The 17,732-nt window shown below is 44.3% G+C and carries 17 protein-coding genes; 7 read left to right on the forward strand and 10 right to left on the reverse strand.

The annotated features are described in order from the left end of the window. Positions 1 to 52: 52 nt before the first annotated feature. Positions 53 to 670 (forward strand): HAD family hydrolase, encoded by a 618-nt coding sequence (locus R7035_RS18650; protein ID WP_017635351.1) that lies wholly within the window; start codon positions 53 to 55, stop codon positions 668 to 670. A gap of 89 nt (positions 671 to 759) precedes the next feature. Here R7035_RS18650 and R7035_RS18655 read toward each other — a convergent pair whose 3' ends face one another. Then, positions 760 to 1,308, reverse strand: a complete 549-nt coding sequence (locus R7035_RS18655) for a GNAT family N-acetyltransferase (protein ID WP_005376525.1) — start codon at positions 1,306 to 1,308, stop codon at positions 760 to 762. 271 nt (positions 1,309 to 1,579) lie between these two features. Here R7035_RS18655 and R7035_RS18660 point away from each other — a divergent pair, with 271 nt between their 5' ends. Further along, positions 1,580 to 2,704, forward strand: coding sequence for an acyl-CoA desaturase (locus R7035_RS18660; RefSeq protein WP_005376527.1), 1,125 nt, complete (start codon positions 1,580 to 1,582; stop codon positions 2,702 to 2,704). A 359-nt stretch (positions 2,705 to 3,063) separates the two neighbouring features. Beyond that, positions 3,064 to 4,431, forward strand: coding sequence for an anaerobic C4-dicarboxylate transporter DcuC (gene dcuC, locus R7035_RS18665; protein ID WP_005376528.1), 1,368 nt, complete (start codon positions 3,064 to 3,066; stop codon positions 4,429 to 4,431). Between the two features lie 103 nt (positions 4,432 to 4,534). On the opposite strand, the gene R7035_RS18670 is transcribed toward dcuC, so the two are convergent. Further along, positions 4,535 to 4,891: an NADH:ubiquinone oxidoreductase gene (locus R7035_RS18670; protein WP_171342908.1), complete on the reverse strand. Its 357-nt coding sequence runs from the start codon at positions 4,889 to 4,891 to the stop codon at positions 4,535 to 4,537. A 576-nt stretch (positions 4,892 to 5,467) separates the two neighbouring features. On the opposite strand from R7035_RS18670, the gene R7035_RS18675 reads away from it, so the two are divergent. From R7035_RS18675 to R7035_RS18690, 4 genes are all read left to right on the forward strand, one after another. Next, the gene (locus tag R7035_RS18675; RefSeq protein WP_005388232.1) at positions 5,468 to 6,700 is read left to right on the forward strand and encodes an OFA family MFS transporter; all 1,233 of its coding nucleotides are present in this window, start codon (positions 5,468 to 5,470) and stop codon (positions 6,698 to 6,700) included. A 67-nt stretch (positions 6,701 to 6,767) separates the two neighbouring features. After that, a complete protein-coding gene (locus R7035_RS18680) occupies positions 6,768 to 8,381 on the forward strand; it encodes a VRR-NUC domain-containing protein (protein WP_318146223.1) in 1,614 nt (537 codons plus the stop codon). Between the two features lie 163 nt (positions 8,382 to 8,544). Then, positions 8,545 to 9,192, forward strand: a complete 648-nt coding sequence (locus R7035_RS18685; RefSeq protein ID WP_250654655.1) for an AcfA family outer membrane beta-barrel protein — start codon at positions 8,545 to 8,547, stop codon at positions 9,190 to 9,192. 15 nt (positions 9,193 to 9,207) lie between these two features. Continuing rightward, the gene (locus R7035_RS18690; protein WP_203345389.1) at positions 9,208 to 9,543 is read left to right on the forward strand and encodes a YgiW/YdeI family stress tolerance OB fold protein; all 336 of its coding nucleotides are present in this window, start codon (positions 9,208 to 9,210) and stop codon (positions 9,541 to 9,543) included. Positions 9,544 to 9,624: 81 nt separating this feature from the next. Here the strand turns inward: R7035_RS18690 and yegS are convergent, their stop codons facing one another. The 8 genes from yegS to R7035_RS18730 all read right to left on the reverse strand — a co-directional run bounded on the left by yegS (position 9,625) and on the right by R7035_RS18730 (position 17,729). Further along, positions 9,625 to 10,527, reverse strand: a complete 903-nt coding sequence (gene yegS, locus R7035_RS18695) for a lipid kinase YegS (protein ID WP_250654656.1) — start codon at positions 10,525 to 10,527, stop codon at positions 9,625 to 9,627. Between the two features lie 8 nt (positions 10,528 to 10,535). After that, the gene (locus R7035_RS18700) at positions 10,536 to 11,441 is read right to left on the reverse strand and encodes a LysR family transcriptional regulator (RefSeq protein ID WP_318146224.1); all 906 of its coding nucleotides are present in this window, start codon (positions 11,439 to 11,441) and stop codon (positions 10,536 to 10,538) included. A gap of 172 nt (positions 11,442 to 11,613) precedes the next feature. After that, positions 11,614 to 12,039 (reverse strand): bifunctional diaminohydroxyphosphoribosylaminopyrimidine deaminase/5-amino-6-(5-phosphoribosylamino)uracil reductase RibD, encoded by a 426-nt coding sequence (locus R7035_RS18705; protein WP_132937209.1) that lies wholly within the window; start codon positions 12,037 to 12,039, stop codon positions 11,614 to 11,616. A gap of 49 nt (positions 12,040 to 12,088) precedes the next feature. Continuing rightward, the gene (locus R7035_RS18710; protein WP_262651234.1) at positions 12,089 to 13,405 is read right to left on the reverse strand and encodes a BatD family protein; all 1,317 of its coding nucleotides are present in this window, start codon (positions 13,403 to 13,405) and stop codon (positions 12,089 to 12,091) included. Next, complete coding sequence (locus R7035_RS18715; protein ID WP_250654659.1) at positions 13,402 to 15,132, reverse strand: VWA domain-containing protein; 1,731 nt, start codon at positions 15,130 to 15,132, stop codon at positions 13,402 to 13,404. The genes R7035_RS18710 and R7035_RS18715 overlap by 4 nt, the downstream gene beginning before the upstream one ends. Then, positions 15,125 to 16,195: a vWA domain-containing protein gene (locus R7035_RS18720; RefSeq protein WP_250654660.1), complete on the reverse strand. Its 1,071-nt coding sequence runs from the start codon at positions 16,193 to 16,195 to the stop codon at positions 15,125 to 15,127. The genes R7035_RS18715 and R7035_RS18720 overlap by 8 nt, the downstream gene beginning before the upstream one ends. After that, a complete protein-coding gene (locus R7035_RS18725) occupies positions 16,188 to 16,766 on the reverse strand; it encodes a DUF4381 domain-containing protein (RefSeq protein WP_262651230.1) in 579 nt (192 codons plus the stop codon). The genes R7035_RS18720 and R7035_RS18725 overlap by 8 nt, the downstream gene beginning before the upstream one ends. Next, complete coding sequence (locus tag R7035_RS18730; RefSeq protein WP_318146225.1) at positions 16,767 to 17,729, reverse strand: DUF58 domain-containing protein; 963 nt, start codon at positions 17,727 to 17,729, stop codon at positions 16,767 to 16,769. Positions 17,730 to 17,732 lie beyond the last annotated feature (3 nt).

Raw genomic sequence — 17,732 nt, forward strand, 5'->3', positions numbered from 1 at the left:
ACAGCACTCACCGCATATAGCGTGGTGAAGAACAATTGGCTTGGGGTGTGTTATGAATTCTGTCCAGATAAAAAATGTCATTTTTGATGTAGGTAATGTGTTGGTACGCTGGTCTCCAGTAGAAATCGTTCGCTTAACATTTGGTGGTTCCGTAGAATCAGAGAAAATGGCTCAGATGCTATTTTCATCACAAATCTGGAAAGATTTAAATAAAGGGACGATCTCCGAAAGGGAAGCAAAACAGCGTTATCAACGTGAACACCAAGTAACGACGGAAGAAATGGACCGCTTCTTTTATTATGTAAAACACACTCAAATATTACTTTACGGCAGTATAGAGCTGTTAAAACGAGTAAAAAGAGCCGGATATGGCGTATATGCGCTCACAGACAACATCAACGAAATTGTGGAACATCTTCGTACTACCTATGAGTTTTGGCCACTGTTTGATGGAGCAATCATCTCTTCTGAAGTTCAATTACTAAAACCACAAGCGGAGATCTACCAAACTCTACTTTCAAAGTATCAGCTTAACCCCGAAGAGACAGTATTTCTTGATGACATGCCTTACAATGTTGAAGGTGCCCGAGCAGTTGGCATGGCTGCTATTCAGTTTGAAAATGCTCAGCAATGTGAGCTCGAACTAAAAGCCATGGGGGTTAACTTCTAGAAAGCTTTCAATAAAACATAACGTTAGGGTGCATAAACAAAAAAGAGCAGTGTTGAGACTGCTCTTATCTAATGTTTTAGAACGCTAGGTTAGGAGTAAATCACGTTTTCCTCAATCCCACTAACTAATGACTGGGCGTTCTTCCAACGGAATACTTTTTCTAACACCTCTTTGCCATCAGGTGCGCGCCAAGTTCGCTCTTGATCCTCTTGACCACCAATGTGGCGATAGAATTCAATCGCAGAAATGTTTTGCGACACAACTTCTAAATAAAGACCTGTGTCTTTAAAGTACTGCTGTTGCCATTCTGCGACAGCAAGTAATAGCTGCTTACCAATCCCACGACCACGGTAACTGTCATCAACATGCAATGCGTCAATAAAGGTTCCACGCTCGAAATCATGGTTGCCGAACACACAAACAAAGCCAAGTAGCAAACCTCCCTCCTCCGCCAAGACAATGTGCTGATTGAATGGTGGGTTGGTCAAACGGGTTTGCCAAATCAGTAGTTTGTCGTCAATCGCTTCTTTCTCAAGATAGTTATCACTAAGAATGCCACGGTAATGACGCTTCCAGCTATCCGCATGAAGATGCGCAATGCGCTCGTAGTCCTTATATTCCGCTAATCGTAAATCCATTACGTATTCCTATTTTCTTACATTTTTGCTTCTTTATAGAGTCTCGGTATATTCCACCTTTATAACACTTGTTTCTTGGCAGATTTTATACACCTTAAGCCAGAGCTCATTTTTTAATACTACTCATTATTCAATTAAAAGCAAAATATCCCATCAAGTTCCTTAATCTACACCCAAAGGAATAGTCACATTTGTCTAACTTTAATTTGACTTACATGTGTACGCTGATATTCTGGCGAACAGTTGTTAGCTCAAAGTTAGGGATACACCTGTGACTCAAAACAAACCACCTGTTATCTGGTTGAATACATTAATATTTTCTGCCAGTTTTGTTCTGACTTTTATTGTAATGCCTTGGTATGCATATCATTTTGGACTAGGTTGGGAACATCTAATTTGGGGAGTGATTGCATTTAGTTTCACTAACCTTTCTATTACAGCAGGCTATCATCGTCTCTGGAGCCACAAAACATACGAAGCTCATCCTATTTTGCGCGCCATTTTTGCGATTGGAGGAGCATTTTCTTTGCAAAATAGTGCATTACATTGGTCTTCTGATCATCGTGTGCATCACAAACATGTCGACAATAACGATAAAGATCCGTACTCAGCCAAGCGGGGTTTTTGGTATTCTCACATTGGGTGGATGTTACGTGATTACAATAAATCAAAGGAAAACGAATATACAAACTGCCGTGACCTAAAGCGCGATAAAATCGTCATGTGGCAGCATAAGTATTATGTTCCACTTGCCCTACTGACTAATATTGGTTTCCCAGTCATACTAGGACTGATCTACGGTGATATCTGGGGGATGTTATTGGTCGTTGGTGCGGCTCGACTATTTATGAGTCACCATACAACTTTTTTCATTAACTCCCTCGCACATATTTGGGGTAAGCAAACTTTCACAGACAAAAACACTGCTCGCGATAATGGTGTACTCGCCTTTTTCACATTTGGAGAGGGTTACCATAATTTCCATCATATTTTCGAGAATGACTATCGCAATGGCGTGTATTGGTGGCATTACGACCCAACGAAGTGGTTGATAAAGTCATGTTCTTGGCTAGGACTTACATCTAAGTTGCGCACAACGCCTACATTTAGAATTGAAAAAGCCCGTGCGAGTCAACTTTTGAAGAAAGCAAGAGAAAAGCTAGAATCGAAACCGAACACGCAAACAATCCTCGATCAGCTACAGCACGAGTTTGATACTCTAGTTCATCACATGCAGGAATACTACGAGATGCGCAAAGAAGTACTCGGTGCTAAAACTGCCAGTGTGGTAAAAAAATACGAATGTTCTGTAACGAAAATGAAATACCAGCAAATTAAAGCAGAGTTCGAACGGCAGCAACGTAGTTGGAACCTTATGGTTCGTCGATACGCATAGTTTATCCTCATTCTTACGATTACTTAGCTTCGCTTCGGCGAAGCTTTTTTGTTGTGAAGAGTGTTTTCCAACAATTGCTTATTGAGTAAAGTCTTTTTCCTATTGTGAATCAATTCACTCATTATTCATTCACTTTCCTAGTCATATTTTCCTTCCTATAAATAGCTTCAAACCAGCACATAACACTTAGAAAACCAAATTCCAACAATACAATCTAACGAAATTATTTATTAAATTATTATTTGTCTCAGATCATGCAAGCCCCATATTTGTCTCGTGCCACAGCTAAGAATTCTGTAAATTCCTTGTCATAAACTGAAACAGTTTCTTTCTTTTTTACATAACATTCGGAGATCCCTATGTTAGAGCTCTTAATTGGCTTAGTGGTTACCATTGCGGTGGGTTACTTTATTGTCAAAGGCTATAAAGCTGCGGGCGTGTTACTGACAGCTGGTATTGCTTTACTTCTTATGACTGGCGTTTTGGGGCACGACGTGCTGCCGTCAAAAATCACCTCAACTGGTAACATGGTGACAGATGCGCTTGAATACGTGAAATACATGCTTCAATACCGCGGTGGCGGTCTTGGTATGCAAATCATGCTGCTTTGTGGTTTTGCGTCATACATGACTCATATCGGCGCGAACAACGTGGTAGTGAAACAGTTCTCTAAACCGCTTTCTGTCATCAAGTCTCCTTACGTCCTTTTGGTAGCGGCTTACATTGTGGCGTGTTTAATGTCTCTTGCGGTAAGTTCTGCAACAGGCCTTGGCGTACTATTAATGGCGACATTATTCCCAATGATGGTCGCGATGGGCATTTCTCGTCCAGCAGCCGTTGCAGTGTGTGCCTCTCCAGCGGCAATCATCCTTTCTCCTACTTCTGGTGATGTTGTTATCGCAGCAGAAAAGTCTGGTTTAGAGCTTGATGTGTTTGCGGTACAAACTGTGTTGCCTGTTTCTATTTGCGCAATCATCGTCATGGCAGCGGCAGCGTTCTTCTGGAACAAATACTTAGATAAGAAAGAAAATACACCAATGGAAAAAATTGATGTATCAGAGATCAAAGCTGACGCACCAGCGTTTTATGCAGCTCTTCCTTTTCTACCTATCATCGGCGTTTTCCTATTCAACGGTCGTACCATTCCAGGACTTAGTCTAGACATCTACACTATTGTGGTTGGTTCGATTTTCCTTGGAGCTCTGATCCATTATGTTGTAAATAAGTTCGATGGTAAGAAATCACTAGAAGATTTAGATTCTTGTTACGCAGGCATGGCTGACGCGTTCAAAGGCGTTGTGATGCTTTTGGTTGCCGCAGGGGTTTTTGCACAAGGTCTGATGTCTATCGGAGCTATCGATAACCTACTTCATCTAGCAGATAATGCTGGTGCAGGCGGCGTTGCTTTAATGCTTATTCTAACTGCATTGACAGTTGCAGCAGCAATTGCAACGGGTTCGGGTAACGCGCCTTTTTATGCGTTCGTGGAGTTAGCACCATCTTTGGCTGCGAAAATGGGATTAAACCCTGCTTTCCTAATTATCCCGATGCTTCAAGCATCAAACCTAGGCCGTACTATCTCACCAGTATCTGGCGTAATCGTTGCGACATCAGGTATGGCAAACATCAGCCCGTTTGAGGTTGTAAAACGCACATCCGTTCCAGTTCTAGCAGGCCTTATCACGGTGATTATTGGTACTATGGTGCTTGTTCCAATGAGTGCCTAACGGTATTGCCACGATCAAACTAAAAGCAATATCCGAACAAAATTACGTTTAATTAAAAACGCCAGCAAATGTGCTGGCGTTTTTTTTATTCTAATGTGTTGATTTACGCTGACTTAAATCGGTCAGGAATCTTAGTGATGCTCTCTCTGTAGCTAAACCATAAGTAGGTAACGGCAAGCGAAAAGAATAAATATGAAAGTGCGAATACGATTGGAGACGTGATTAATTCCGCGGACATTCCCCACATCACACCGACTACGGTTATCGTCAACTTAGAAAGCATACCGCAAATGAGTAGGAATAAAGCAAGCTGTGGAAAGCGCGAGCTGCGAAATGCGAGGAAATAACAGCTACCTACCGCTAAAGAAGCAATAGATAAGCCCAACATAAATGAATGGATGTGGTCTGCTGATGCGATACCAGCGGATACCGAGGCCATGAGTAATAGGAACAGTTTCATAAGTCACCTCACAACAAATCTAAAAAGCATCCCTTCATAAATGAAAACTCATTTTTCACTATATTCTGCGCCTAAAATCAGCAATTACAAGTTACTTTTTTGCTCACTTAATGAACATAAAAGCTAATCAGCTTCAATTATTACAAAAGGTTAACAATTAAAAATTAAGAAACCCTTTGCATCTGATACTTACGACAGTTAGATGATAAATTCGCCATTTTTGTTACAGATGGTTAACATGGAAACATTTTGAAATTTTTTATTTGAAATGTGAACTGTGCACTCAACAGCGTAAAACCTCTCTGTCTTGACTCATCATTCGTTATTAGCGAACAAAAAATATCACTTTTTTACAACGTTCTTACTACATACAAAACCATGAATTCACATCCACTTTTAATGTTGCAAATTATTTTATCAGTAACCGTAAAAAGAGATTCCAATCACATATTTATTGGTTATAATCCGCGCTCATTGCGTTAAACGTTGAAAAACGCAAACTAATTTTGAGAAAAAACATCTTTAAACCAACCTTCTTTGCGGCATTGCCAATAAGAGGAAAAACTGAGAATAAAAATGAGCAAGATTGATAAAGCTATGCGCATCCTGTTAGCAGGGTTCTGTATCAACCTTTGTCTTGGCATCCTGTATGCTTGGAGTGTATTCAACAAGGCACTGGTAACTGAATCAGGCTGGAGTGCTGCAGAAGCTTCTGCACCTTACGCAACTGCAACCATCACTTTCTCTATCTGTCTTCTTATTGCAGGCATTCTTCAAGACCGCATGGGCCCTCGAATGATCCTTATCCTAGGTACTGTTCTTACAGGTCTGGGCATGATCGCGTCTGGCTTTGTGAACTCTCCACTAATGTTGAACATTACATTCGGTGTGATCACAGGTGCAGGTATCGGTTTTGGTTACGCATGCCTATCACCTTCTGCGATGAAGTGGTTCCACGCTTCGAAGAAAGGTATGGTTAACGGCATTATTGCGGCAGGTTTCGGTCTAGCGGCTATTTACCTTGCGCCAGTAACTTCTGCGCTAATAGACAGCATGGGCATTCAAACTAGCTTTATGGTTCTTGGTGTTGGTATCCTAGCGATTGCAGTTCCTCTTGCAGCAACCATCAACAACCCACCAGCAGACTACACACCTGCTGAGCCTAAAGTAAAAGAAGGCCAAGCACCTAAAGCGGTGAAAAAGTCAGATGACTTAACTTGGAAAGCAATGTTGAAAACGCCACAGTTCTACTCTCTATGGATCATGTACGCGTTTGCAGCTTCTGTTGGTCTAATGATCATTGGTAACATCACGACAATCGCAAGCGTTCAAGCAAACTTGCCAAACGCGGTTTACCTAGCGTCTATTCTTGCTGTATTCAACTCTGGCGGTCGTGTTGCCGCGGGTATGCTTGCAGATAAAATCGGCGGTGTTCGTACGCTTCTACTCGCGTTCGTTCTACAAGGCGTAAACATGGTGCTGTTCGCGACGTTCGACTCTGAGTTTACACTGATCATCGGTACAGCAATCGCAGCGGTAGGTTACGGTACACTTCTAGCGGTATTCCCTACTCTAACGGCTGAGTTCTACGGTCTGAAAAACTACGGAACTAACTACGGCGTACTTTACACTGCATGGGGTATTGGTGGTGCAATCGGCGCAGCGGTTGTTGGTTTCTCGATGACAAATGGCGACGGCTACACCTTGGCTTACACAATTTCTTCTGCAATGATGGCAGTATGTATCGTACTTGCGTTCATCACTAAGCCATTGTCTGAAGCGAAAGTAGCACAGCTAAAAAACGCATAATTGCGAATTGATTTGATAGCAAAAAGGCTTAACCTATGGGTTAAGCCTTTTTTGTTATCGGTCGTTTATGGAAAGCCCTATCGAACTTGCACCAGACTACTATCTAGAGAACTTCTTCAAGCTGACTCATCACGCAGTAACTTGGTACAGCGATTTACTGACCAAGGAAGAACACGCATGGCTTTGCTCGTTTGATTCTTTGAGCAAACACGCCCAGTGCCTTTTGGTGCGTTTATACAGCCGAAAGGGGTGTTGGTTTCGAAGCGATAAGCTGAGTTATCAAGAAATACCTTCTATCAATGAAGCACTGGTAGAATTGAGTCAGCATGAGTTTGTAGCCCTTTCCCCACACCTTTCTCATCAAGAGTTAGCGGCCAATTTACTGACCAAACCAGAAATCTCTGCGCTTTATCCCGAACTGCCGAAATCACTCAAGAAAGACGCCCTTGTCGAACGTTTGAGTAATGCGGAATTTGATCGTATAGAGAAGCTTGAGTTTACGATCGTCAAACTCAATTCAGCTCATATGATCGACGTGTTGCTCACTCTGTTTTTTGCCAACACCCATCAAGACTTAAGTCAGTTTGTGCTTGATGACTTAGGTTTGCATCAGTTCGAGCAATATCAATTGAGTAAAGTGCGCCGTTTCTTTGATTCACGTGAGCAAATAGACCGTTTAATTGAACTGAGCCAGTTGGCCAACCTGTACTGGCAATTTGACCGAAAAGACAAAGCCAATCTCGACTTATTAATTGAGGCAATGCCTCAGCCCGTTAAACACCGTTGCGTAGATCGTAAACGCGAGCACATGTTGAATGCCATAGCACGTGATTACGAACGGCTTAATGATCTAGAGACCGCCCTGTCTCTATTTGGCCAAACTCAACTCACACCGAGCCGAGAACGACGCGCACGTATCTATGACAAATTAAACCATGATGATTTATTTGGTGACATTGTCACAGATATGCTTAACTCACCGATCGATGTGTCTGAGCTCGAAGTTGCACAAAAACTTGAGCAACGGTTAAAACGAAAACAAGGCGAGAAAGTGCCAAGAGTGACGAAGCCAACCTGTACGGAATACCGCCTTGAACTGGATTTATCTCAACAGAGAGTCGAACTCGCCAGCAAAGCGTATTTTGAGTCCTTAGGCTGGACTGTATTTTACGCCGAAAATGCACTGCTTAATGCATTACTTGGTCTCACTTTTTGGGATGCGATTTTTGCTCCTATTGAAGGGGCATTCATTAACGCTTATCAACACCGTCCTTTAGATTTATATCACTCGGATTTTGTTACCAAGCGCCAAGCTTTGATAGATGCGGCGTTTGACGAATTGGAAACGGGTAACACTCATACGTTATTGACAAATTACGATGAGAAGTTTGGTATCAGCAATCCATTTGTGCATTGGAGCTTAATAAGTAAAGAACTACTCGAAACAGCACTCGATACAATCCCAACTAACATGTTGATGGCGCTATTTAAAATACAATTGAGTGACCTAAAGCTTTACCGCAATGGGATGCCTGATCTGATTGCTTTTAAAGGAAACGAGTTCGAATGGATTGAAGTAAAAGGGCCAGGCGATAAACTCCAAGACAACCAATGGCGTTGGATTAAAGAGTTTACCCGCCTTAATGTGCCATTTGCGGTGTGTTACGTCGCCGCAAGTTAACACACTTTATATAAAGAGCTTGGCGCATGTTCATTAAAACAATTTTTTCTTTACCGCACCTTGCTCTTTTTCTGAAATATTTTCGTTTCTTCACGATCACTTCACGCTTCATCACACACAATGCGCTTCTACTCATTAAGTTGATTTGAAGAGGCAAAATAAAATGAACAAAACCATTCTTGCGTTACTCGTTACCTGCTCAGTTTCGGTATCTGCGGCTCCTTATGTAGGTCTGGAATATGGACTAGGCACCACTGACCATGACTTGGAACCTCACTTTTCAGCTGAAAATGTAACACTTAACCCAGAACTTGAGGATGGTATTTTCTCAGGATTTATCGGTTACTCGTTTAATGACAATTGGGCAATTGAGCTAGGTTACAGCCAGTTTGACCTTGATGACGGCCGTTCTAAGGACCTTGGTATCAAGACAATTGATGGCAAAGATTACAATCATGAAATGGATTGGGATTCCTCTATCACAGCCAAACAAGTCTCGCTAGCACCAGTGTTTAGCTATGCATTAAGTGATAAATGGACAACAAAATTCAAAGCGGGTTTAACTTACACACAATACGACGCCAAGGTTGCTCAACATCAAGAATATGAGCTTGTCGCGAATAACGATGTGGAAATAAGCAACACGCTTTTCCATAGCTCGGAGAAAAGCAACGAGTTAGGCGCAATGTTCTCTGTGGGCGCGGAATACCAAGTGTTGCCAAAGCTCACGATTGGCGCAAACGCTAAATACCAACTAGACAGCTACGCAAACACTGCATCCTTTAACGTAGGCACAACTTATTACTTCTAATATAAGGAGATGATAATGAAAAGAGTATTGTTAACATCCATGCTTGCTCTACTTTCAAGCTCGGCTTTCGCCGCGTTTAATGGTCCAGAAGTCAGTGCAATCAATACGGTGAAAGAGGCGCGCAACGCAACCGACGACAGCGCTGTAGTGCTAACCGGGCATATTGTTCAATCATTTGGTAACGAGACTTACTTGTTCAAAGACAACACTGGTGAGATCGAAGTAGAGATCGACAACGAAGATTGGATGGGTCAAGAAGTGACACCAAAAGATACCGTAATGATTCGAGGAGAGGTTGATTCAGATTGGACAGCTACGCAGATAGACGTTGAGACCATTCAAAAACGTTAAGAAGTTGACTAATACCTCAACAAAAACAACACAGCCACATTTTAGTGGCTGTGTTAAGCAATAATCATGGAAAACGCTCGTTTAGCTAGTCAAGCAAGGACAATCTTGCGGTACGACTAATCGTATACTCTTAGGCTGAACATCAAATCTAATGGTTCTCGAATGATAAGGTTCTCCATCTAAATTAAGAGGCAATGGATTCGGGAAGTCTATCTCCAACCAGCTTGCTCTTGTGTACTTCACAAACTCTCCTTTCTCACTCGGGTTATTGATCTCGTCGATTACTTTAGGCAGCTCATGAGGTAAAAATGGGCACACCAATGTTAGATCCATCAGCCCATCATTAATCATCGCTTTTGGAGCTAACTCTTGCCCACCTCCAGCAAGGCGCCCATTACAAAACGCGCCGAGCAACATTTCTCCCTGATACGCACCACCTTCAATCGTTATTGTTCCGTCATATGGTTTAAAGCCAAGTGCTTTTACAACACCAGTTAGCGTGTAAGCTCCGCCGCCAAGAAAGTTTTTGAGTTCAACAGGCGTTTCTGCTGTAACTTCTGCGCCAAACCCTGCTGTTGCCACGTTAATAAAGCAGCGATCGTTCGCTTTGACGCAATCGACCAAAGCGGACTGCCCCTCAACAGCAAGAGATAAAGACGCCTTAATGGAATTAGGTACTTGAATAGCGGTAGCAAAGTCATTGGCGGTACCAAGGGGAATAATGGCTAACTCAGGGCGTTTTTCTTCGTCAATTTGAATAATCGCAGAAGCCGCCTCATTGACGGTCCCATCGCCACCAGCGACAACAATACGTTCAATGCCTTCATCAACCGCTTCTTTCACTAGCCGCGGCATGTCTTGAGATTCCCACGTCACACGCACCTGTACGTCGATGCCTTTTTCTCTCATTTTCATGATTGCATCTCTTAACTCTGGATTCCCAGCTTTTTTTCCGTTAAGGATGGCACGTATTGTCTTTTTCATTGCACTTCCTATTGGTTGATGACTTTTCCTGCTTGCTTAATCTGTGAACGCAACCATTGATGGGCGCTGTCGTTTGTGCGACTAGGATGCCAGATTGTGCAAAGCTCATACATTTGTTCATCAAATGGCATTGATAAAGATTTAACATGATAGGTGTTATTGAACAAGTTGATCATCGACTCTGGCATTAAACCAATGTGTTCACTACCACAAATAATTGGGAGCATTTCTAGTACGCCTGAGGCTCGATACTTAATCTTTCTCTTATCCAAGTCGGCAATGTCATCGGCGTTTAACAAGCTCTTACGACTCTGCCACTGCGAAACCACTACGTGTTCTTCTTCAAAAAATTGTTCAGCCGTAATCTCGTCATTCAGGCGTGGATGCGTTTCGCTACATACCACCACCAAACGCTCTGTAAGTACAGTTTCCAGTTTTAGCACCGTTCTTGCTCTTGGTGTGATATCAATGATCAAATCGTATCGTTGTAACCGCAGATCACTTTCAAAATCTTCCGTAAAAAGCGGATGTACTTCTAATGCAACATTTGGCGTCGACACACGGATTTGTTTCATGACTTGAGGTAGCAACTCAAAGCTCGCAACGGACACACAGGCAATAGAAAACACTCTATTCGACACTTTAGGGTCAAACTCATTAGAGGCCGATAATGTCGAAGTGAAATTTTGTACTGAAGCTAGAAGAGCAGGATAAATATCCATCGCAAACGAGGTAGGCTCGACACCTTTAACGCAACGATGAAACAATGGATCATCGTAGATATCACGTAGCCTTGCTAGCGCTTTACTCACCGCAGGCTGGGTGATGTTTAAGCGCGCCGCCGCCCGAGACAAGTTACGCTCTTCATAGATGGCAGTGAAAATGGGGATAAGATTAAGGTCGGTCGGTTTCATGCTATTAAATTTTTCAAAAGTCACTTTCTCTATTTTAATCTAACAGCATGATCCTTCACGTAGCCAAGTGCAATAAATGAGCGGTATCGCTTGTTTTAATGAGTTTTAACTCAATTTTGACGCACTTCATTCACTACATAAACTGGCACCGTAGTGCAACGTAAAGCTTGACTTAGGCTTTGCCTAGGTAAGGGGTAAGAAACTCGCTGACTTCCTCGCCGCATAAACCAGTTTCTACCTCTATACCTGCTTGTTTTAGAATCTCGATACCTCGACCACTGTTGCGTGGGTCGGGGTCCAATATGGCTACGACGACTTTGCTTATGCCGGATTTGACTAATGTCACCGCGCAAGCTGGCGTGCGACCAACAAACGAACACGGTTCTAGCGTAACGTATGCCGTCACCGATTCTAACGAGCCTTGATACGCATTCAGCGCTTCCACTTCCGCGTGATTGCCACCAATCGCTTGAGTATGACCTTCAGAAACGATTTGATTGTCTCTCACTAACACGCAGCCAACCGGCGGGTTGGGTTGACATTCAGGAAGCGCATTTTTGGACACTTCCAATGCGCGGCGCATAAACTCTTGGCTCATTTGAACTCTATTCTCTAATAAAAACGAGGCGCTATATTAGCGCCCCGTTTTATTCATTGCCATCTCTTCCAATGACTTTGTCCAGTTCTGGTAACGCTCGCGGAATACGGAATTTAAAGCGTTTTTGTTTGGTCTGGATTTTGCGCCACATCGACTTCAGTAAATGAGCGCTATTTTCACCATTTTGCATTCGCGACGCACTTTTTTGCCACGATTCACTCGTATCGGCTTTGGTCATTTCTAGCTCGGCCGTATTTAAACGCAATTGTTTGTACAATATGGTCCTTGCTTCAGACCAACGTTTAGCCTTTAACAAACGGTGGAACGTCAGCCATGCTGGTGTCGGTCTGTTGCGGTAGTAACGTTTAATGGCTACCAATGAAATAATCACAAAACCCAGCAACACAAGCGTGGAAACAATCCATTCAAAGTACGTTCTGATGAAGGACTTCAACGTGTGCTTCGCGGCAAAAGTTTTGCCCTCTAACATCACCGTTTCCACTTGCTGAGTCTTACTGTTCCACCAACGGAACTCATAATCCGGCAGGGTTAATTCACCACCTTGTTGAATCACGTACACGCTCTGTTCTGTGCGTGTTGACTGGTAATCACCACGTGTTTGCGTATCTGTAAGACGATGTGGTTGAGGGTACGCTTGGTAACGGGTTGTTGATTCTCCTTTCAACAAGTCTGGTAGCAACACAGATAGTGAATCTTGAGCCGAAATGGTGATTTTACGCGTGATTGCATCCCCAACTTTGAGTGACTCAGTGGAGGTATCCCACTCTTGCTTTACCTCTACATCTGTTGCAGCAAACCAAGGTGTCTCACCACTCAGCAGGCCCGATGGCAAGACGGTTTTGAACTTAATCGGCTGCGTGTAAAGTGTGCCTGATACCTTCTCGCCGTCCGGCGCAGACACCTGAACGCCCACTGCGACAGGTGGAACCACAAAATCACCAGATGCTTGTGGATACAAAGTCACTTCCCAGCGTTGACGCGACCAAGTTTGTCCGCCCTTGTGCTCCGTGAAGTTAGTGGCTAACTGATTACGCTGTTTGGCGATAACATTGGGCATTTCAATACTGCCAATTCGCGTCCCACCCGTAAACCAGCGCGGCGTTGCCACTTCGATGGTTAAAATGACTTGCTCGTTGACACTAAAACTTGGCGTTTTACGCTTTTCTCCAGCCGTTGGTTGTTGACCAACCCACGCTTGCAACTCAACACCATGATTGCGTTGAAGATCGTAAATGTCCTGAGCGAAAACGTGACGACTTACGAACAGACTCAAACAAACCACTAACCATGCCACTATCCGTACAGGAAGTGCAAAAGAGGTAACGCGATGGACATTCATCATCATTGGGCAGCCTCCTCTGTATTGTGTTCCGTTGTCGTAGTTGATCTACCCGTTGTTGGCGAGCGTAATTGAATTTGGAATTTAGCGCGTAAGAAATACTTCGGATCCGCTTCGACTCGCTTTAACCATTTGTCGGCTAATTCTTGGCTACCTATGATGTCGTCTGCATTTAACGTCTCTTTAATCATCAACTCCGCTGACGTTTTTTCATCCGCCCCTTCTGCGGTTTGAGGGTTATCGCCTAGCTCGGTTGATGCTTCTTGCTCTGTTCCTGCCTGACTCTCACTCATCCGGTTGATGTCCTCTACAATACCACCAATCACTTTCAAGTTATGCTCAACATCCGGTCTTAACCTCTCGCTCAACGTTGGCTTGTTGGCTAGGGATTTTAACAAGTCACGTGCAGCCAAATATTCACGCTGACGCGCCAATGCACTCGCCGCATTATAAAGACCGTAATCTCGAACCTCTTCGGACGGGTCGTTTTGCATTTCCAAAAAAGCACTGTGGGCGAGTTCAAACTCGCTAGCGTAGTAGTACGCCGTGCCTTTGCGTAATGGATTGACAAAGTGTTTCGCGGCTTCTAAATACGCTTGTTTGTTAAACAAACGCTGTCCTTGTTGGTCTGGCGTTAGCCACAAATCCCACCACCATTGCGCTACCTTGTCGAAAGCCGTCACTTTTTGCACAACTTGTGGCTGCTCGGCTTTAACAGAAATGTTCTCCGCCAACGCACTGGTTGGCATCAATAACGTGCCGCTCACCATTACAATCACGCACCACTGCACTAACCACCCTTTTCTAAACCACAGCATCATGATCAGCGCGATTGGGAACAGAAGCTGATATCCCATGTCTTTCCAAGGCATTGAAGATTCGCCATTAAGCTGCATATTGCGCTCAACGTATCGGTTCAGTTGCTCGATATCACTATTATCGACGGTCACTTCCACCAATCGACCGTTAGTCTGACTAGCCAGTTTTTGTAGAGAATCCAAATCCATTGGGTTGTTACTCACAATGTCAGCATTCCCTGCCGCAAGAATTAACAGTTGATAAGGTTTGCCCGAGAAATACGCTTGGTATTGCTCAATCGTGGCTGGATTAACGCCATCACTCACCAACAGAACAGTGGAGCCTGGTTGACCTTGCAATTGTTGGTCAATTAACGGCAATGCTTTTTCGGCAAGCTTACCTTGCACGGGCATAATTTCTGGCGTAATGGCCGCCAAAAACGGGTCAAATACTTTGCTGTCTTGAGTTATAGGCATCGCGACATGAGCACTGCCCGCGAACACGACTAAACCCGTTTTTCCGCCTTTTCGCGCGACTAGCAAATCGCGTATTTTCTGTTTGGAACGCTCAAGGCGGCTTGGTGGGAGATCTTTTTGCAGCATCGAGTCGCTGTTATCAAGCACCACAAGCATAGAGGCTTTATCTTCGCCAAAGGGAGAAGATTCTCGTTGCCACGTTGGGCCTGCACAAATCACAATGGCGATGAACACAATCAGCATCAAGAGCTTAAGCGGCAGTTGCTTACGCCAGCCTCGCTCACCTATCGTCAAAGCATTGCGTAAATGTTCGGGCAGAATATCCTTCCAGCTTGGCTTGCTTTCTTCTCGCCAGCGTAACCACACCAAGAAAAACATGGGGACCAAAGCCAGTAACCACAGTGGTCGAATAAAATGAAACTGCGTAAAGAATTGCGTCCAACTAAGAGAATCAAACATCGCTCTCTCCTAATGATGATCGTGTTGCAGCCCTTCTTTTGAGTGTTGCGACGCTGAACGCGAGCAAATGCATGATGACCACTAACGCCATCAAGTAATGATGAAGGCTTTGTTTTGGGCGGTATGTGGTGCTTTCGTAAAGTTGAGGTTCCAGTTTGCCAATTTCGTCGTAGGCAGCCGATAGTTCATCACGGTTGAGTGCTTCAAACGCTTCACCGCCGGATTCTTTCGCAATGCGATGAATCGTGTCCATATCCAACGCGGTTTCACCTATCGTTTCCGGATCGCCCATCGCAATGACGTGTACTCTCACGCCTTTGGCTTTCGCAACTTTCGCCGCATCAATCGGTTCAACAAAACTGCCCGTGTCGTTACCATCGGTTAATACAATCGCGACTTTTTCACGGTTTTGATCTTGTTCTAAAGCACCACGCGACTTATCGCTTTGCTCAAAAACTTTAATCGCTAAGCCAATCGCATCACCAAGATGGGTACTCTGCCCTGCCATTGCCACATCGGTTTGGTTAAGCAGTTCGAGCCACACTTTTTGGTCTGCGGTAAATGGCGTTTGCACGAAAGCAGCATCACCAAAAAGCACCAAGCCTAATCGGTCACCTTTACGAGACTGAACAAACTCCGACAGCACTTCTTTTGCCGCATCAAGACGAGAAATTTTTTCGCCTGTACGTGAGGTGAAATCTGGCTCGGCCATGGAGCCCGAAAGATCCACCACCACCATCACATCGCGGCCTAAACTCGCGCGAACTTGAGGCTCGCCTAACACGGTGGGTTTTGCCATCGCACACACCACCAAAAGCCATGAAAGAATTAACGTTGCTCGCTGCCACCAACTCGGGGTCAACTGGCTTGCACCTTCTGATGGCGTCTCGCCAATCGCTTCCACCAGCTGACTAAAAAACGGCACTTTGATCGCCATTTGCTTAGTGCGATATGCGGGCACCAAGTAGTACACCACCAACGGCAAGGGCAAAACCAGAAACCACATTGGGTGAGCAAATTCAAAACCAGACAAACCAGTTATCGATGCAAGAAGATCATTCATGTTGACCTCCCTGATGTGCTTTGCGTTTCAATCGTGGTGATTTATTTGCCGCGCTTTTTTGAGCATCACAACGGTGCTCACTCACCCAGTTTTTCGCACGAGCAATAAGCGTTACTCGCTCTTCGTTGGTTAGCGTAACGCTTGGGTCAACAATACTTTGTAGCCAGCACTTTGAAAGCTCATCGTTAAAAACCATTTGCGAGTTTGCTTGAGAATCTTCGGTTTGCGGATACAGCGCATCGAGCTTGCGCAGAAAGGCGGTATCAAACAATTTCGCGTTGCGGCTATCAATATGAATCAGCACTACTTTAAGCACAGAGAACAATACTTTTGGCATGTCTTTGTCGCTCGATTTGATTTGCGAAATCGCCAGTAGAGCTTCTTTTCGGTAACGATTATGCCACCATTGCCGAGCCAAGCGATATGCGAAATATACCAATGCAATGAACGCAACCGCCGCTAAAATTTTCCAGCCAATAGTTTGCGGGTACCAACTCACGCTAGATGGTACGGCCACATCATGCAGCTCTCTGAGTATGTAGGTACTTGGAGGCGTAGGAAGATCACTCATTTAACGCCCTCCTACCAGTTTTTGAAATTGTTTAATGTGCTCACCTGTCGTATCGAGTTCGATGTGCGGAAGGTGTTTCATCGCCATAAGTTGAGAGAGTGATTGACGCTGTAAGCTAGTTCGAGCCTCAAGCTTTGCGCTCGCAGCTTCTACCTTTGCTTTGCTGTCTAAATTGAGTTGATACTGCCCATCACCAACCACCCATTTCGATTTTGCCAAATCGTCTGGTAGCGCTTGTTCTAATGGGTCACTGACCATCACTGCAAGAACATCGTTGTGCTGTTGTAGCTGTTTAAGGTGATCAAGGTGGTGCTCCTCGCAGTCGCTCCAGTCGCTGATAAAAATCAAAGTGGATTGCTTGAGCTTCATGCGTTTAATAAGCTCAATCCATTGACTGAACGTTACTTTTTCGGAATTGCAGGAGTCCACATTGAGCGATTGATTGGCTTTAGCGAGACGTTTAAGTTGCGCCAGAAGATCGTTTTGCGAACGCTGTGCCTTGCTGTGAAACAACGCCTGCGGGGATGCGATGACAAAACCGACTCGGTCGCCATCTTTTAATACTCGCCACCCACACATCGCTGCGATCTCTGCCGCGACAACTGATTTCATTACTTGCGTCGAAGCAAAAAACATTGTGCTTCTCTGGTCGACACACACGATTACGTTGCGATCTTTTTCTTCTGTATAGCTGCGCACGTGCGGCTTACCTGTACGCATCGTAACTTTCCAATCAAGGTTACGAATATCGTCACCCAATTGGTAATGGCGCAGCTCTTCGAAGTTCAATCCACGACCGCGAAACAACGAATTGTGTCGGCCAGAGAGTACGCTACCCGCTTTTAGATGAGGAAGTAAACTGAATGATTCTGCTTGTACTTGCAGACGTACTAAACGAGCATAATCGCAGTACAAACGGGGATCCATCCCCTGTGATTTTGGCGCAAGAGTTGGCTTAGCCATAAT

This window comes from Vibrio sp. 1731 (assembly GCF_033339955.1).
Classification (GTDB): domain Bacteria; phylum Pseudomonadota; class Gammaproteobacteria; order Enterobacterales; family Vibrionaceae; genus Vibrio; species Vibrio alginolyticus.

Bases quoted from the DNA above. Each gene is read 5' to 3' on its own strand.
- R7035_RS18650 (WP_017635351.1), top strand. From the start codon at position 53: ATGAATTCTGTCCAGATAAAAAATGTCATTTTTGATGTAGGTAATGTG.
- R7035_RS18655 (WP_005376525.1), bottom strand. From the start codon at position 1,308: ATGGATTTACGATTAGCGGAATATAAGGACTACGAGCGCATTGCGCAT.
- dcuC (WP_005376528.1), top strand. From the start codon at position 3,064: ATGTTAGAGCTCTTAATTGGCTTAGTGGTTACCATTGCGGTGGGTTAC.
- R7035_RS18670 (WP_171342908.1), bottom strand. From the start codon at position 4,891: ATGAAACTGTTCCTATTACTCATGGCCTCGGTATCCGCTGGTATCGCA.
- R7035_RS18675 (WP_005388232.1), top strand. From the start codon at position 5,468: ATGAGCAAGATTGATAAAGCTATGCGCATCCTGTTAGCAGGGTTCTGT.
- R7035_RS18680 (WP_318146223.1), top strand. From the start codon at position 6,768: ATGGAAAGCCCTATCGAACTTGCACCAGACTACTATCTAGAGAACTTC.
- R7035_RS18685 (WP_250654655.1), top strand. From the start codon at position 8,545: ATGAACAAAACCATTCTTGCGTTACTCGTTACCTGCTCAGTTTCGGTA.
- R7035_RS18690 (WP_203345389.1), top strand. From the start codon at position 9,208: ATGAAAAGAGTATTGTTAACATCCATGCTTGCTCTACTTTCAAGCTCG.
- yegS (WP_250654656.1), bottom strand. From the start codon at position 10,527: ATGAAAAAGACAATACGTGCCATCCTTAACGGAAAAAAAGCTGGGAAT.
- R7035_RS18700 (WP_318146224.1), bottom strand. From the start codon at position 11,441: ATGAAACCGACCGACCTTAATCTTATCCCCATTTTCACTGCCATCTAT.
- R7035_RS18705 (WP_132937209.1), bottom strand. From the start codon at position 12,039: ATGAGCCAAGAGTTTATGCGCCGCGCATTGGAAGTGTCCAAAAATGCG.
- R7035_RS18710 (WP_262651234.1), bottom strand. From the start codon at position 13,405: ATGATGATGAATGTCCATCGCGTTACCTCTTTTGCACTTCCTGTACGG.
- R7035_RS18715 (WP_250654659.1), bottom strand. From the start codon at position 15,132: ATGTTTGATTCTCTTAGTTGGACGCAATTCTTTACGCAGTTTCATTTT.
- R7035_RS18720 (WP_250654660.1), bottom strand. From the start codon at position 16,195: ATGAATGATCTTCTTGCATCGATAACTGGTTTGTCTGGTTTTGAATTT.
- R7035_RS18725 (WP_262651230.1), bottom strand. From the start codon at position 16,766: ATGAGTGATCTTCCTACGCCTCCAAGTACCTACATACTCAGAGAGCTG.
- R7035_RS18730 (WP_318146225.1), bottom strand. From the start codon at position 17,729: ATGGCTAAGCCAACTCTTGCGCCAAAATCACAGGGGATGGATCCCCGT.